At 64.8% G+C, this 13681-nt stretch carries 18 protein-coding genes; 9 read left to right on the top strand and 9 right to left on the bottom strand.

Annotation, left to right across the window (positions count from 1 at the left end):
• Positions 1-55 precede the first annotated feature (55 nt).
• The 4 genes from K3551_RS19940 to K3551_RS10060 all read right to left on the bottom strand — a co-directional run bounded on the left by K3551_RS19940 (position 56) and on the right by K3551_RS10060 (position 2052).
• Positions 56-232, bottom strand: a complete 177-nt coding sequence (locus K3551_RS19940) for a DUF1203 domain-containing protein (RefSeq protein WP_311199720.1) — start codon at positions 230-232, stop codon at positions 56-58.
• Positions 229-369, bottom strand: a complete 141-nt coding sequence (locus K3551_RS19935; RefSeq protein WP_311199791.1) for a hypothetical protein — start codon at positions 367-369, stop codon at positions 229-231. Before K3551_RS19935 ends, K3551_RS19940 begins: the two co-directional genes overlap by 4 nt.
• Before the next feature lie 220 nt (positions 370-589).
• A complete protein-coding gene (locus K3551_RS10065; RefSeq protein WP_259912919.1) occupies positions 590-1327 on the bottom strand; it encodes a class I SAM-dependent methyltransferase in 738 nt (245 codons plus the stop codon).
• A 140-nt stretch (positions 1328-1467) separates the two neighbouring features.
• Positions 1468-2052, bottom strand: coding sequence for a YceI family protein (locus K3551_RS10060; RefSeq protein WP_259912918.1), 585 nt, complete (start codon positions 2050-2052; stop codon positions 1468-1470).
• Positions 2053-2386: 334 nt separating this feature from the next.
• Between K3551_RS10060 and rpsF the strand changes: the two genes are divergently transcribed.
• The 8 genes from rpsF (at position 2387) to K3551_RS10020 (ending at position 7799) form a co-directional block, all read left to right on the top strand.
• Positions 2387-2740 carry a 30S ribosomal protein S6 gene (rpsF, locus tag K3551_RS10055; protein ID WP_259912917.1) on the top strand — a complete coding sequence of 118 codons (354 nt, stop codon included), beginning with the start codon at positions 2387-2389 and terminating at the stop codon, positions 2738-2740.
• 12 nt (positions 2741-2752) lie between these two features.
• Complete coding sequence (rpsR, locus tag K3551_RS10050; RefSeq protein WP_259912916.1) at positions 2753-2980, top strand: 30S ribosomal protein S18; 228 nt, start codon at positions 2753-2755, stop codon at positions 2978-2980.
• A gap of 12 nt (positions 2981-2992) precedes the next feature.
• Entirely contained in the window at positions 2993-3619 is a 627-nt protein-coding gene (gene rplI / locus K3551_RS10045) for a 50S ribosomal protein L9 (protein ID WP_259912915.1), read from the top strand.
• Positions 3620-3733: 114 nt separating this feature from the next.
• Positions 3734-4516: a methyltransferase domain-containing protein gene (locus K3551_RS10040; protein ID WP_259912914.1), complete on the top strand. Its 783-nt coding sequence runs from the start codon at positions 3734-3736 to the stop codon at positions 4514-4516.
• Positions 4517-4633: 117 nt separating this feature from the next.
• Positions 4634-5029: a VOC family protein gene (locus K3551_RS10035; RefSeq protein WP_259912913.1), complete on the top strand. Its 396-nt coding sequence runs from the start codon at positions 4634-4636 to the stop codon at positions 5027-5029.
• Between the two features lie 28 nt (positions 5030-5057).
• Complete coding sequence (locus K3551_RS10030; RefSeq protein WP_259912911.1) at positions 5058-5372, top strand: muconolactone Delta-isomerase; 315 nt, start codon at positions 5058-5060, stop codon at positions 5370-5372.
• 12 nt (positions 5373-5384) lie between these two features.
• Positions 5385-5741, top strand: a complete 357-nt coding sequence (locus tag K3551_RS10025; protein ID WP_259912909.1) for a ribbon-helix-helix domain-containing protein — start codon at positions 5385-5387, stop codon at positions 5739-5741.
• 99 nt (positions 5742-5840) lie between these two features.
• Positions 5841-7799 (top strand): bifunctional 2',3'-cyclic-nucleotide 2'-phosphodiesterase/3'-nucleotidase, encoded by a 1959-nt coding sequence (locus K3551_RS10020; protein ID WP_259912908.1) that lies wholly within the window; start codon positions 5841-5843, stop codon positions 7797-7799.
• A gap of 137 nt (positions 7800-7936) precedes the next feature.
• Here K3551_RS10020 and K3551_RS10015 read toward each other — a convergent pair whose 3' ends face one another.
• Positions 7937-9436 carry a malonyl-CoA synthase gene (locus tag K3551_RS10015; RefSeq protein ID WP_259912907.1) on the bottom strand — a complete coding sequence of 500 codons (1500 nt, stop codon included), beginning with the start codon at positions 9434-9436 and terminating at the stop codon, positions 7937-7939.
• A 137-nt stretch (positions 9437-9573) separates the two neighbouring features.
• On the opposite strand from K3551_RS10015, the gene K3551_RS10010 reads away from it, so the two are divergent.
• Positions 9574-10767: a PQQ-dependent sugar dehydrogenase gene (locus tag K3551_RS10010; protein ID WP_259912906.1), complete on the top strand. Its 1194-nt coding sequence runs from the start codon at positions 9574-9576 to the stop codon at positions 10765-10767.
• A gap of 69 nt (positions 10768-10836) precedes the next feature.
• Here the strand turns inward: K3551_RS10010 and tig are convergent, their stop codons facing one another.
• The 4 genes from tig to K3551_RS09990 all read right to left on the bottom strand — a co-directional run bounded on the left by tig (position 10837) and on the right by K3551_RS09990 (position 13672).
• The gene (tig, locus tag K3551_RS10005; RefSeq protein ID WP_259912905.1) at positions 10837-12162 is read right to left on the bottom strand and encodes a trigger factor; all 1326 of its coding nucleotides are present in this window, start codon (positions 12160-12162) and stop codon (positions 10837-10839) included.
• 258 nt (positions 12163-12420) lie between these two features.
• Positions 12421-12918, bottom strand: coding sequence for a MarR family winged helix-turn-helix transcriptional regulator (locus K3551_RS10000; protein WP_259912904.1), 498 nt, complete (start codon positions 12916-12918; stop codon positions 12421-12423).
• 77 nt (positions 12919-12995) lie between these two features.
• Positions 12996-13268, bottom strand: a complete 273-nt coding sequence (locus K3551_RS09995; RefSeq protein ID WP_259912903.1) for a succinate dehydrogenase assembly factor 2 — start codon at positions 13266-13268, stop codon at positions 12996-12998.
• Positions 13265-13672 (bottom strand): helix-turn-helix transcriptional regulator, encoded by a 408-nt coding sequence (locus K3551_RS09990; RefSeq protein ID WP_259912902.1) that lies wholly within the window; start codon positions 13670-13672, stop codon positions 13265-13267. Before K3551_RS09990 ends, K3551_RS09995 begins: the two co-directional genes overlap by 4 nt.
• Between the last annotated feature and the right edge of the window lie 9 nt (positions 13673-13681).

Below are 13681 nucleotides of genomic sequence, written 5' to 3'. Positions count from 1 at the left end.
TATCTGCCCCTCGTACGCGAATAACGCTGCAGATGCGCCCCTGTTCCCTGCCAGGTCAGCTTTCCGAGACCGCGCGGGCCTGAAAGCAGTTGTTCCGCGACGACCGGATGTCGACAAAAGCCACCTCTGGCCGGGCCAGTCGGGCCGCTATGTCCTGCGCGAGCGTGGCGGCAGGGACCACCGCACCGGTGCCATAGCGAATGCGGTGATCCTGGGTGTAGCCCTTGATCAAGTAGTCCGGCGACGTTGTGAAGATCGGCGGCAGACCGTCGGCGTCCCAGGGGGGCAGTCAGCGGCATGCAGGAAGATCGGACCGGTTTCCGCATAGGGCTGCATCGCCGGAAAGGGGCACAGCGCGCAGATCAGCATCTCTTCCCCCGCCGCAATGTCTTGCAGACAGGATCGGCAGGGCGCGCCCGACCCGTCCGAATGGTGCCGCTCGGCGGATTGGCCGTTGGCATCAGGACCACCAGCGCGCAGGTGGCGGGTCAGGGCGGGATCGAGGGGCAGGATTCTCATCGGGGGTCTCCGGTTGCTGTGCCCCGCTGATGGCGCGGCAGGCCCCGTGCCCGCGACCCGGAACCTGCGATTACACCCGCGCACCCGCGTCCGGGACGTATCCCGACAGGACCACCGACCGCCGGGCCAGCCCGCCGATGGCCGGTGCCGCGCGACTGGTGACCCGGGTCAGCCCGGCCTGCCGCATTATCGCGCGTCCCATGTCCGGGGTCACCACATGGGTCGCCCAGCGGGCCTGGATCAGTCGCCCGGCCAGGCCGTCGCGGGTCATCACGACCAGGACCTGTCCACCGGGGCGGGTGACGCGGGCCATTTCTGCCAGAGCGTCCACCGGATCGGGCAGGTGTTCGCACACATGCGCGGCCATGGTCAGGGCAAAGCGATCGTCTGCATAGGGCAAGGCCGTGATATCGCCCGCGTCGACCCCAATCCGCGCGCCATGGGCCCGAAAGGCGGCGCGGGCCGCGTCGCGCATGGCCGCAGACAGATCGCAGGCCACCTGGCCCTGCGGCCCACCCCGTATCTTCCACAGCGCAAGCGACAGCGCCCCCGTCCCCGCCCCGCAATCCAGGACGGGCGCATCAGACGGCAAACGCGCCACCCCGACATCCGCCGCCAGCAGGGCGCGATAGGCGGCGCGACTGTCGGTGCGGCGCATGATCCGGTCCCACCGGGGGGCGACGGCGTCATAGCTTTGCTTGAGGTGTTGCACAGGCGGCGCGGCGCGGGTGATCGACACGTGCCACCCGCCGAAACGGCGCGCGACAATGCGAATGGGAAGCGGGGGGATCGGGTCGTAGACTGTCATGAGCTCTGGCATCAGGTTGGTTGACCACCAGGTACCCATGCATTCCTGAGGGGGAAATTGCCGAAATGCGCATGCCGCCCCTCGAAAAATGCAGAAGGGCCACCCGAATGGGCCGCCCTTTGCCAGACGCAGACGGGGGATCAGCCCTCGACTTTTTGGGCCTCGATCGAAATCCGCACCTCGACTTCGTCAGATACGAAGGGCGCAAAGGCGCCGGCATCGAAGTCGGAGCGCAGCAGCGTCGTCGTCGCATCAAAGCCGATCCACGGGGCGTTGGCCTGGGGATGGTTGGCGGCCTGGTTCAGCTTGGCGTCCAGAACGACCGGCTTGGTCACGCCGCCCAGCGTCAGGTCGCCGGTGATCAGCGCGGTATATTCGCCGGTGACTTCGATCCCGGTCGAGGTGAAGGTGACCGTGTCGTTGGCGGCTGCATCCAGAAAGTCGGGCGAGGTGAAATGCGCGTCGCGCTGTTCCCAACCGGTGAACATCGACAGCGTCGGCATGGAGACGATTACCGACGAATTTTCGGGGGTGGCGGCATCGTAGTCGATGGTACCCTCAAAACCCGAGAACATGCCGAAGGTCGTCGAAAACCCCAGGTGGCTGTAGCTGAACACGATCTGGCTGTGGCTGGGGTCCAGCGTGTAGCTGCCGCCCACATCGCTGGCGAGAGCGGGCGAGGAGAGCAGGGCTGCGGCGAGGGTCAGCGCGGGAAAACGGGTCATGGAAGGCTCCGGTGGGGTGGGTTACGATGGGTGACAGATTGACCGTGCAGCAAAAAAGACCAAGACCGATCCGCAAACAGGTTCTGTGCGTAAGCGCGCCGCGACGTGATGCAGGGCACCGTTGGCCTGACCGCCGCCACGCCCCTGCCTGTCGCCCCCGCCGGGCCCGTCGATGGATGCCTGCTCCAAACCGGTCTGCGCCCCCTTGCGCCCTTCCCCCGGATCGCTATACCCCGCCCATCCCGCCAGACGAATGTTCTGCGTGGCCTCTCGTGTCCGGGCGGCGGGTTCTAGTCCGGACTATGAAACACGCGATAGAAAAACAGGAGCTCACATGCCGCTCTATGAGCATGTCATGATCGCGCGTCAGGATCTGTCCAACGCGCAGGCCGAAGGCCTTGTCGAACACTTCAGCACCGTTCTCGCGGACAACGGCGGCACCGTCGTCGAAAGCGAGTATTGGGGCGTGAAGACCATGGCCTACAAGATCAACAAGAATCGCAAGGGCCACTACGCCTTCCTGCGCACCGACGCCCCTTCGGCCGCCGTGCAGGAGATGGAGCGTCTGGCCCGTCTGCACGACGACGTGATGCGCGTCCTGACCGTCAAGGTCGACGCCCACGAAGAGGGCCCCTCGGTCCAGATGCAGAAACGTGACGAGCGCTCCGAGCGCCGCGAACGTCGATAAGGAGACCGGACAATGGCTGCCAAACCCTTCTTCCGCCGTCGCAAGACCGATCCCTTCGATGGCCCCAACGCCCCGAAGATCGACTACAAGGACACGCGCCTGCTTCAGCGTTACATCTCTGAGCGTGGCAAGATCGTCCCGGCCCGTATCACCGCCGTTTCGGCCAAGAACCAGCGTCGCCTCGCCCGTGCGATCAAGCGCGCCCGGTTCCTCGCCCTGCTGCCCTACGCCGTGAAATAAGGAGACGAGCACATGCAACTGATCCTTCTGGAACGCGTGGCCAAGCTGGGCCAGATGGGCGACGTCGTCGACGTCAAGCCCGGCTATGCGCGCAACTTCCTGCTGCCGCAGGGCAAGGCGCTGACCGCGTCCGAGGCGAATGTCGCCGCTTTCGAGGGGCGCAAGTCCCAGCTGGAAGCCGACAACCTGGAAACCAAAAAAGAGGCCGAGGCGCTGGGCGCCAAGCTGGACGGCGAGCAGTTCGTCATCATCCGGCAGGCCTCCGACTCGGGCGCGCTCTATGGCTCTGTCACCACCCGTGACGCCGCCGAAGCCGCGACCGATGGCGGGTTCACCGTCAGCCGCGCTCAGGTCGCCCTTCAGGCCCCGATCAAGGACCTGGGCCTGCACAAGGTCACCGTGATCCTGCACCCCGAAGTCGAGGTCGAGATCGAGCTGAACGTCGCGCGTTCCGCCGAAGAGGCCGAGCTTCAGGCCGCGGGCAAGTCCATCCAGGAACTGGCCGCCGAAGAAGAGGCTGCCGCCGAGTTCGAGATTTCGAACCTGTTCGACGACATCGGCGGCGCTGCCGATGAATTCGACGACGCCGGCCCGGTCGACACGCCCGAAGGCAACAGCGGCGACGATCAGCCCGTCTGATCGCCTCCGACGACTAAGATTAAAGGCCGCCCTTCGGGGCGGCCTTTTTCGTATGCGCGCAGAAGATCCGCATTTGTGGTACGCTGACAGTTCGGACCCAAAGGGGGGCCAACGATGCTGACCTTCGACGCGGACACGGCGCGATTATTGGATACGGCCTATCAGGGGGCCGACATGACCCGGCGCAGACGCGCCTCTTTCGACGCGCTGACACCTCTCCCGGGCGAGACGCTGTTGGACATCGGATGCGGCAGCGGTTTGCTGGCCGAAGAACTGGCCCGTGCCGTAGGGACAGAAGGACGGATCATCGGGATCGATCCAAGCGACGACATGCGAAGCCTGGCGCGCGCGCGTAATGCCGATACGCCGCAGATCGAGATCCTCGCGGGACGCGCCGATGCCCTACCGGTGCCAGACGGCGTCGCGGACGGGGCCGTTTCGGTTCAGGTTTTCGAGTATCTGGACGATCTGGATGCCGCAGTGGCCGACGCGCTGCGCTGCATCCGACCGGGTGGCCGGCTCGTCATCGCTGACCTGCATTTCGGCACCTTTTCCTGGCACAGCGACGATCATGAACGGATGTCGCGGGTACGTAGCGCCTGGGATGGCCATTTCACCTGCGGCGAGGTGCCCGCCCTACTGCCCGGATTGATCCGCGCGCAGGGACATGAGGTAACGTCTCAGGTGCCGGTACCTTTTGTGGACCATCGGCTAAAGCCGGATGGACTGGCGATGACGATGCTGCATCTCATGCGCGCCTTTGCCGTCAGCAGCGGCGAGGTCCCCGAGAAGGTGGCGCAGGCCTGGTTCGATGAGCAGTTTGCGCTGGACCGTGACGGACGGTTTTTCTTCACCATTACGCAAGTTGTCACCGTGGCGCGCAAGCGCGAGGCGTAGCAGTCGGCCGGACCAGACCGGTCCGCAAGGCCACCGGACTACGAAAGTCGCGCGTATTAAGGACGTAATACCCGTTGCGCCCGCAGGCCTGCTATCCAGGCGATGAGGGAGGACAGAATGACCAAACTAGCTCACAGCATGATCCGGGTCCTCGAAGAAGCGCGCTCCGTCGCGTTCTACGAGGCGGCGTTCGGGTTGAAGATCGTCGGGCGGTTTCCGTTCGACGGTTTCACGCTGATCTACATGGCGTCAGAACCCGGCGGGTTCGAGTTGGAGTTGACGATCAACGACAGCCAGACGGAACCCTATGATCTGGGCGACGGCTACGGCCACCTGGCCCTTGTCGTCGACGATCTGGAAGACACGCACGCGCGGCTGACCGACATGGGGGCCGCCCCGCGCAAGATCGTCGATTTTGACCGCGACGGCGCCCCCTTTGCCCGGTTCTTTTTCGTTGCCGACCCCGATGGCTATCAGATCGAGGTCATGGCCCGCCTGGGCCGCTTTACCTGACATCACCACATCCTTGGGAGGGGATAAGATGCTCTATAGACTTGATTTCACCGTTGAATACGATTCCACCATGGCACAGCAGGGCCTGCTGGGCGTCTGGGCCGAAGAGGCGGACGCCGCCCTTGGGGCCAAATCCGCAGGCGTCGTGCGCGACCTGTGGAAGGTGGTGGGCGAGCGCAAGGTTCTGGCCATCGTGGACGTCGAGACGCCGGACGATCTGGACCGGATTCTGTTCGACCTGCCGATCATGCAGAAGATGGGCAACCACGTTCAGGTAGAGGTCAAGAGCCTGCGCCGCTACGAAGACTTTGCCGCCGACGTAAAGGAACGTCTCGGCCGCTAAGGGGGCCTTGCCATGTGCCAGCTGTTCATCGACGCCGATCCCGCGCAGTGGACACCGCAAACGCGGTCGTTTCGCATGGACGGCATGGTCACCTCCGTCCGGTTGGAGGCGCTGTTCTGGCAGGTGTTGGAGGCCATCGGCGCGCGGGACGACCTGAGCGTCCCGCAACTCCTCCACCGGCTCTACAACGAGAGCCTGGATGCCGGGCATGACATCGGCAATTTCACGTCCTTCCTGCGGGTTTGCTGTCTGCGGTATCTGGATCTGCAATTGCGCGGGCTGATCCCGGCCGAGACGCGGGTCCGCCTGTCGCAGTTGCCTGCGACGGACATCCTGGCATTGGAGGCAGCGGCCCGACCACGGACTTGACCCGCGGCGCGCTCTGATTGGGCTGACGCAAGGAAATGTCGTGCGCACGTCATCTTAGGGCGTAACATGGCGGCGGAATCACCTTGCCGGAGACCTGCCATGCCCCTTACACGCCGCGACTTTCTCGCCAGCACCGCCGCCACCGGTCTGGTCATTGTCCATCCCTTTGCCGCCCGCGCCCAGGCCGGTCAGGCGCATCTGCGGATCTGCGAAACGACCGACCTGCACGTCCACGTCTGGCCCTACGACTATTATGGCGACCGGGAGGTGGACACCGTCGGCCTGGCCCGCACCGCCGCCCTGATCGAAAACGTGCGCGCCGAAAGCGGCAATGCGCTGGTGCTCGACAATGGCGATTTTCTGCAGGGCAACCCGATGGGCGACTACATCGCTTACGAACGGGGCATGAAAGAAGGCGACCTGCACCCGGTCATTGCCGCCATGAACACCGTTGGTTTCGACGGGGCCACCGTGGGCAACCATGAATTCAACTACGGTCTTGATTTCCTGATGAAATCCCTGGCCGGTGCCGGGTTCCCCGTTGTTCTTGCCAACGTCGTGAAGGAGGCGGGCGCGTCGATCACCGACGACACCACCCTGGTCCCACCCTATGCCATTCTGGACCGCACCCTGACCGACGGCGCAGGGGCCGAGCATCCGATCAAGATCGGGATCATCGGCTTTACGCCCCCGCAGATCATGCAGTGGGACCGCCGCCATCTGGAAGGCAACGTCACCGTGCGCGACATCGTCGCCGCCGCCGAAGCCTATGTCCCCCAGATGAAGGAACAGGGGGCCGACATTGTCATCGCTTTGTCGCACTCGGGCATCGGCGCGGCGCAGCACGAGGACATGATGGAAAACGCCTCGATCCCGCTGGCCGCTGTGCCCGGTATCGACGTCGTCCTGACCGGCCACCACCACCGCGAATTCCCCGGCAGCGCCTATGAGGGGATCGAGGGCGTCGATGCCGCCGCCGGCACGATCCACGGCAAGCCCGCTGTGATGCCCGGTTTCTGGGGGTCTCACATGGGGCTGATCGACCTGATGCTGGAACGCGATGGCAGCGGCTGGCGTATTGCCGCCTCCGAGCAGGAGCTGCGGCCCATCGCCATCCGGCAGGAGGATCGGTCCTGGCAGCCGCAGGTCGAAAGCAACGCGGAGGTTCTGGCCGCCACGCAGAAAGATCACGACGACACGCTGGCCTACGTCCGCCGCGCCGTGGGCAAGACCGACGCGCCGTTGCATTCCTATTTCGCGCTGGTGGCCGATGACCCCTCGGTCCAGATCGTATCCATCGCGCAGAAATGGTACGTCGAGCAGCTGCTGGCCGGCACCGAACACGCGGGCCTGCCGATCCTGTCGGCGGCCGCACCGTTCAAGGCCGGTGGCCGGGGCGGGCCGGAGTATTTCACCGACGTCCCGGCAGGCGACGTGGCGATCCGCAACGTGGCGGACCTGTACCTGTATCCGAACACGGTGCGCGCCGTGAAGGTCACGGGCCAGCAGGTCAAGGATTGGCTGGAACGTTCGGCTGGCATGTTCAACCAGGTCGAGGCCGGGGCCCAGGACGCGATCCTGCTGAACCCGGATTTCCCCAGCTACAACTTCGACGTCATCGACGGGGTCAGCTATCGCATCGACCTGTCGCAGCCTGCCCGCTTCGACCGTGACGGGGCGGTGGTGAACGCGGGGGCAAACCGCATCGTGGATCTGACTTACGACGGCGCGCCGCTGGACATGACCGCAGAATTCGTGATCGCCACCAACAACTACCGCGCCTCTGGCGGTGGATCTTTCCCCGGAGCCGACGGATCGACGATCATCCTGGAGGCGCCGGACACCAACCGCGACGTGATCGTCCGCTACATCGTCGAACAGGGCACCATCAGCCCCTCGGCGGACGGCAACTGGTCCTTTGTCCCGATGGAGGGCACGACCGCGATCTTCGAAACTGGACCGGGCGGGGCCTCCTATGCTGACGGCGTGCCGGGTGTCTCTCTGGAAGAGGCCGGCGTCTCTGACGCGGGGTTCTTGCGGTTCCGCATGACGATGTAAGGTGTCGGCCCTGCGGGCCGATCCGCCGGGGGCACGGCCCCCGGCCCCCCGCAGGCAATGTTGGTCCCCCTGTCGAAGGGCAGGCGCTTGGCCCTCAAGGGGCACCAAACTCAACCCGATACTGTCTGGGCAGCCCCCTAGCCCGTCAGCGCCGCGCGGTAGCGGTCGCGCAATGCGGCCTTCTGGACCTTGCCCATGGTGTTGCGCGGCAGCTCGCTCACGACCTCGTAGCGGGCGGGGTGCTTGTAGCGGGCAAGGCGCCGTCCAACCTCTGCCGCGATCTGCTCCAGGTTCAGGGTGGCGCCCGGTTCAGCGACCAGCACCCCGATCGGAGCTTCTCCGAAATCGGGGTGAGGCGCGCCGATGACAGCGGATTCAAGGACACCGGGCTGGACGTCCAGCAGCAGCTCCAGCTCTTTCGGGTAGATGTTGAACCCGCCGGAGATGATCAGATCCTTGCCACGCCCGACGATGGTGACGTAGCCATCCGGCTCTTGCGTGGCCAGGTCGCCGGTCACGAACCAACCGTCGGGCCGCAACTCCTCCGCCGTCTTTTCCGGCATGTTCCAATACCCCTTGAAGACGTTCGGCCCGCGCACCTCGATCGTTCCCGTTTCACCCGGTGGGACCGGTGCCCCATCCGCCATGATCCGCAGCTCTACCCCCGGCAAGGGCAGACCCACGGTGCCGGGGCGGCGGTCGCCGTCGTAGGGGTTCGATGTCGACATGTTCGTTTCGGTCATGCCGTAACGTTCCAGGATACGGTGGCCTGTCCGGTCGGTGAACTGGCGATGCGTCTCGGCCAGCATCGGCGCAGAGCCGGAGGTGAACAGCCGCATATGCGCGACCAGATCCCCGGTGAATCGCGGGTCGTCCAGCAACCGGGTATAAAAGGTCGGCACCCCCATCAAGGCGGTCGCACGGGGCATCGCGTCGATCAGGGCCCCCGCGTCGAATTTCGGCAGCAGGATCATCGCGCCACCCGTGGCCAGAACCACATTGGTCGCCACGAACAGACCATGGGTGTGAAAGATCGGCAGCGCATGCAGCAGCGTGTCGTCTGAGGTGAAACGCCAGGCCCGGGCCAGGGTCAACGCGTTCGACAGCAGGTTTTCCTGGCTCAGCATCGCGCCCTTGGATCGGCCCGTCGTGCCCGACGTGTAAAGGATCGCCGCCAGGTCGTCCGAGGTTCGGTCGAGAGTGTCGAAGCCCGGATTTGCGCCCGCTGCGGCCAGAGCCAGGGTGCCTTTGCCATCGCCCGACAGGGTTTCCAGGCGTGGCGCATTCAGCGCGGACAGGGCCGCCGCCCGACCCGGATCGCACACCAAAAGCGCCGCGCCGGAATCGCGGACGAAGTACCCCAATTCCTCCGGCGTATAGGCGGTATTCAGCGGCAGAAACACCAACCCCGCGCGGACGCAGGCCGCATAGAGCGCCAGCGCCTCCACGGATTTTTCGATCTGCACGGCGACCCGGTCGCCGGGGTTCAAACCCATCGCCGTCAGCGCCGACGCAAAGCGCCCGGCCATCGTATGGAAATCCGCATAGCTGATGCGGCGCTCGTCCGACAAATGCACAAAGGGGGCGTCCCGCCCGGCGTGTCGGCCGAAAAGTCGGTCGTAGAGAGGGTTGGCCATCGGCACCTCCGGGGATCTTGCGGGCGGATCCTGTTTGCCCCCTGCAGGTCCTCAGGTCCAGCACTGACGCAGAGGTGAGGTGACCGGTGCGATGCCTGCACTAGCTATGTGTCATGCCCTGCAACCGGAGATTGCCGATGCGCCCCATAGCCATGCCCCCTGCCCTGATCCTCGCGCTCGCCCCTATGGGGGTCGCGGCGCAGGACTTTGACTGGGGCCCACAAAACACCGATTTCCCGCCCGCCTTCCGCGAGCAGTTCCGCGCACCGCTGACCCCGTCCGACGTGACACTGAACATGGAGCGTCTGGCGGGCGGGCTGGAACATCCCTGGGGCATTGCGACCCTGCCGGGGGACGCGGGTTGGTTGGTGACGGAACGCCCAGGACGGCTGCGCCATCTGGCACCCGACGGCACGCTATCGCCCCCCCTGTCCGGCACCCCCGAGGTGCTGGCCGCGCGGCAAGGCGGCCTGTTGGACGTGGCCCTGGCGCCCGATTTTGCGTCGACGCGCGAGGTCTATCTGACCTATGCCAAACCTGTCGAAGGCGGCAGCGCCACCGCCGCGGCACGGGGTGTCCTGGCCAAGGATCTGAGTGGTCTCGCCGACGTCAAGGACATCTTCGTCCAGGCCCCCGCCTCGCGCAATCCGATGCATTTTGGCAGCCGCGTCGTCTTTCTGGCCGACGGCACCGTCGCGGTGACCACGGGCGAGCATTCATCGGAGCAGGAGCGGCTGTTCGCGCAGGACCTGGACAAGACCTATGGAAAGGTGATCCGCGTCAACCGCGATGGGTCGGTGCCTGCCGACAATCCGTTCGTCGGGGTGGCGGGGGCGATCGATACGATCTGGTCCTTGGGACATCGCAACATTCAGGGCGCGGCTGTGGATGCCGATGGCACGCTCTGGACCATCGAACACGGACCCAAGGGTGGGGATGAGTTGAACCGACCGGAACCGGGCCTGAACTACGGCTGGCCGGTCATCAGTTACGGCGAACGGTATCGCGGTGGGGCCATCGGGTCCGGCGACGCCGTCCGCGAGGGGTTGGAGCAACCGGTCTATTTCTGGGACCCCGTGATCGCACCGGGGGGCATGGCCTTTCACGCGGGCGCGGCGTTCGGCGATTGGAACGGCGACATCCTGGCATCCTCGCTGAACCCCGGCGGCGTGGTGAGGTTGTCGCTGGACGACGGCGTGGTCGTGGAGGAGGAGCGCCTGCTGCGCGACGTGGGCCGGGTGCGGGACATCGAAGTCCTGGCGGACGGCAGTTTTCTGGTGCTGATCGACTCTGGCAATGGGTCGGTCCTGCATGTGACACCGGGCGGCTGATACGAAAAAGGGCACCCGTCCGGGTGCCCTTCATCTTCTCCGCAGCGGCCTTGCGCCGCGCGATACGTCTTATGCGTCTTCGAGCTTCTCGACCTCGGCCTGCAGCTCTTCCTTGGTGACCGACTTGTCGGTGACTTCGGCCCGCTCCAGGATCAGGTCAATGACCTTGTCCTCGAACAGCGGGGCGCGCAGCTGCTGCTGAGCCTGCTGGTTCTGCTGGATGAACTGAAAGAACTCCCGCTCCTGACCCGGATACTGACGGGCCTGGTTCATGATCGCCTGGGTCATCTCGGCATCGGTCACTTCGACGCCTTCCTTCTGGCCGAGTTCGGCAAGCAGAAGGCCAAGGCGCACGCGGCGTTGGGCCAAGGCGTTATGCTCGTCGGTGGGTTCGATCTTGGCGTGGTCGTGACCCTGGACGTCGGGGTTTTCCTCGTGCCACAGTTGGTGCGCGATCTGGCTTGCCTCGGCCTCGACCAACGAGGGCGGCAGGTCAAAGGTCACCAGACCGTCCAGTTGATCGAGCAGTTGGCGCTTGATCACCTGTCGCGCGGCACCCTGATATTCCTGACCCAGACGCTCCGAGATCTGGCCGGTCAACGCGGCCAGATCCTCGGCACCGAACTGCTTGGCCAGCTCATCGTCGATCTTGGCTTCGGCGGGGGCCTTCACCTCTTTGATGGTGCACTCGAAAACGGCGGCTTTGCCCGCCAGATGCTCGGCCTGGTATTCCTCCGGGAAGGACACCTCGACATCCTTGCTGTCACCGGCCTTGGTGCCGACCAGTTGCTCTTCGAAGCCCGGGATGAAGGAGTTGGAACCGAGCACGAGGGGGTAATCCTCGGCGGCACCGCCCTCGAAGGGTTCGCCGTCGACGCGGCCCAGGAAGTCGATGACAACCTGATCCCCATCGGCGGCTTCGCCGTCTTTGGCCTCAAAAGTCTGCGCGCTGCCGGCAAGGCTTTCGAGCGCTTCGTTGACGTCGGCCTCGGCGGGCTCGACGACCAGACGCTCGATCTTCACGCCGGAGAAATCGACCTCGGGCACATCGGGAAGCGCCTCATAGGACAGCGCGACCTCGACGTCGTCGCCTTCCTTCCAGTCTTCGTTGGTCATCTCGATCTTGGGCTGCATGGCAGGGCGGTCGCCCGACTCCTCGAAGTGCTTCGACATGGCGCCGTCGATGCTCTCCTGCATGGCTTCGCCCATCAGACGCTGACCGAACTGCTTCTTGAGCAGGGCCATCGGGACCTTGCCCTTGCGGAAGCCCTTCATCTCGACTTCTGGCTGCGCTTCGACCAGCTTTTCGTTGACCTTCGCGTCCAGGTCGGCCGCGGGGACCTTGATGGTATAGCCGCGCTTGAGGCCTTCGTTCAGGGTCTCGGTCACCTGCATGTGTCTCGTCCTTATCTGTCCTGCCAGGGCCATCGCGGCCCCCCATATGCGAAAACCCCGCCGGGTGTGGCGGGTGCAAATCGACGGCCTGTCTAGGGAGGCGATGGCAGGGGTGCAAGGAGATTCAGAGGCGGCGGTCTTGAGGGCGACACCGGAGCCTGAAACCGCAGGATGCCCCCCGGGCGCAGTCAGTTTCTTGCAAGAAACTGATCAGAATTTTGCAAAATTCTGATCGCCCGGACGCGGGTGTCTCGCGGATCAGTAGATATAGCGAATCTGATCGCTCCAGTAACGCTCCACCCGGCGCAGGGTGCTGACGATTTCGATCAGGCCTGCATCCGACAACACGCCGGTGTGGCGAATGCCGTCAGCGTGACGCCCGAACAGCGCTTCGACGGCGTTGCGCACCTCCCGCCCCTTTTCGGTCAGGCGGACACGCACCGCGCGGCGGTCGATCTCGCAACGCTGGTGATGCATGTAGCCCATTTCCACCAGTTTCTTGAGATTATAGCTGACATTGGATCCCTGATAGTAACCGCGCGTCTTCAATTCGCCCGCAGTGACCTCGTGGTCGCCGATATTGAACAGGAGCAAACCTTGCACGGCGTTGATTTCCAGGATGTTGAGCCGCTCGAACTCATCCTTGATGACATCGAGTAGAAGCCTGTGCAGCCGTTCCACCAATGTCAGCGCGTCGAGGTATCCGGACATGAAGTCCGGAGCGTTGCGCGGCTGGAAATTCTCTAGTCGGCTCATCTCTGGCACCCTGGTCTGCTCTCAACTGAGAGGGTTTTGCCCCGAAAAGTCCTAGTATTCCGTTAAAACCTGAAAAGTTATCCACCGGACGAGGCGATGGCCGCGCGTGACGACAGGATCGCGATCAGCGGGGCAAACCGTGGCGGAGCCGCGACCTGACCGGTGACCCATTGGAACAGGTCGTGATCGTTTTCACCCAGCAATGCCTCGAACAGCGCGATCTCATCCGCCTCCATCCCGGCCAGCATTTCATCGGCATAGCCACCAAGGATCAGGTCCATCTCCTTGATACCACGGCGCCAGGCCCGGATGCGCAGACGCTTGCGGCGGGTCTCCAGATCGGCGCTCATGCGTCCACCGCCAGACGGGCGCGCAGGCGCGTCTCCAGTAGGGCGATTCGCTCGGCCAGACTGGCGGCCTTGCGGTGCAGGTCCGCGATTTCCTGCAACAGGTCGCTGTCCTCTTCTTCGGCGCTGATCTGTGGATCTTCCAGGCCTTGCCCCTGCCCGGTCAGCAACCAGACCAGCGACACGTTCAGGATGCCCGACAACATCTGCACACGGTTGGCGCGGGGCTCCGACTGGTCCGCTTCCCAGTTGCGCAGCGACTTGACCTTGACCCCCAACCGACGCGCCAATTCCGGCTGTGACAGACCGGCGGCCTCGCGGGCCCCGGCCAGGCGATCACCCAGGGTCGTGGTTTCGGGGTGGAACCAGTCGCGCGGACTCTCGCCGCTGTCTTCGTCCAGTGTCATTCTACCGCT

The sequence above is a fragment of the Jannaschia sp. M317 genome (assembly GCF_025141175.1).
Lineage (GTDB): Bacteria > Pseudomonadota > Alphaproteobacteria > Rhodobacterales > Rhodobacteraceae > Jannaschia.
The sequence above is the reverse complement of the archived record's forward strand: the minus strand, read 5'-3'. Positions and strand labels throughout refer to the sequence as shown.

Excerpts from the sequence above, each read along its gene's own strand:
- rplI (WP_259912915.1), top strand. The coding sequence starts at position 2,993 with ATGCAACTGATCCTTCTGGAACGCGTGGCCAAGCTGGGCCAGATGGGC.
- K3551_RS10030 (WP_259912911.1), top strand. The coding sequence starts at position 5,058 with ATGCTCTATAGACTTGATTTCACCGTTGAATACGATTCCACCATGGCA.
- K3551_RS10025 (WP_259912909.1), top strand. The coding sequence starts at position 5,385 with ATGTGCCAGCTGTTCATCGACGCCGATCCCGCGCAGTGGACACCGCAA.
- K3551_RS19935 (WP_311199791.1), bottom strand. The coding sequence starts at position 369 with ATGCTGATCTGCGCGCTGTGCCCCTTTCCGGCGATGCAGCCCTATGCG.
- K3551_RS10040 (WP_259912914.1), top strand. The coding sequence starts at position 3,734 with ATGCTGACCTTCGACGCGGACACGGCGCGATTATTGGATACGGCCTAT.
- rpsF (WP_259912917.1), top strand. The coding sequence starts at position 2,387 with ATGCCGCTCTATGAGCATGTCATGATCGCGCGTCAGGATCTGTCCAAC.
- rpsR (WP_259912916.1), top strand. The coding sequence starts at position 2,753 with ATGGCTGCCAAACCCTTCTTCCGCCGTCGCAAGACCGATCCCTTCGAT.
- K3551_RS10060 (WP_259912918.1), bottom strand. The coding sequence starts at position 2,052 with ATGACCCGTTTTCCCGCGCTGACCCTCGCCGCAGCCCTGCTCTCCTCG.
- K3551_RS10010 (WP_259912906.1), top strand. The coding sequence starts at position 9,574 with ATGCGCCCCATAGCCATGCCCCCTGCCCTGATCCTCGCGCTCGCCCCT.
- tig (WP_259912905.1), bottom strand. The coding sequence starts at position 12,162 with ATGCAGGTGACCGAGACCCTGAACGAAGGCCTCAAGCGCGGCTATACC.
- K3551_RS09995 (WP_259912903.1), bottom strand. The coding sequence starts at position 13,268 with ATGAGCGCCGATCTGGAGACCCGCCGCAAGCGTCTGCGCATCCGGGCC.
- K3551_RS10065 (WP_259912919.1), bottom strand. The coding sequence starts at position 1,327 with ATGACAGTCTACGACCCGATCCCCCCGCTTCCCATTCGCATTGTCGCG.
- K3551_RS10015 (WP_259912907.1), bottom strand. The coding sequence starts at position 9,436 with ATGGCCAACCCTCTCTACGACCGACTTTTCGGCCGACACGCCGGGCGG.
- K3551_RS10020 (WP_259912908.1), top strand. The coding sequence starts at position 5,841 with ATGCCCCTTACACGCCGCGACTTTCTCGCCAGCACCGCCGCCACCGGT.
- K3551_RS10035 (WP_259912913.1), top strand. The coding sequence starts at position 4,634 with ATGACCAAACTAGCTCACAGCATGATCCGGGTCCTCGAAGAAGCGCGC.
- K3551_RS09990 (WP_259912902.1), bottom strand. The coding sequence starts at position 13,672 with ATGACACTGGACGAAGACAGCGGCGAGAGTCCGCGCGACTGGTTCCAC.
- K3551_RS10000 (WP_259912904.1), bottom strand. The coding sequence starts at position 12,918 with ATGAGCCGACTAGAGAATTTCCAGCCGCGCAACGCTCCGGACTTCATG.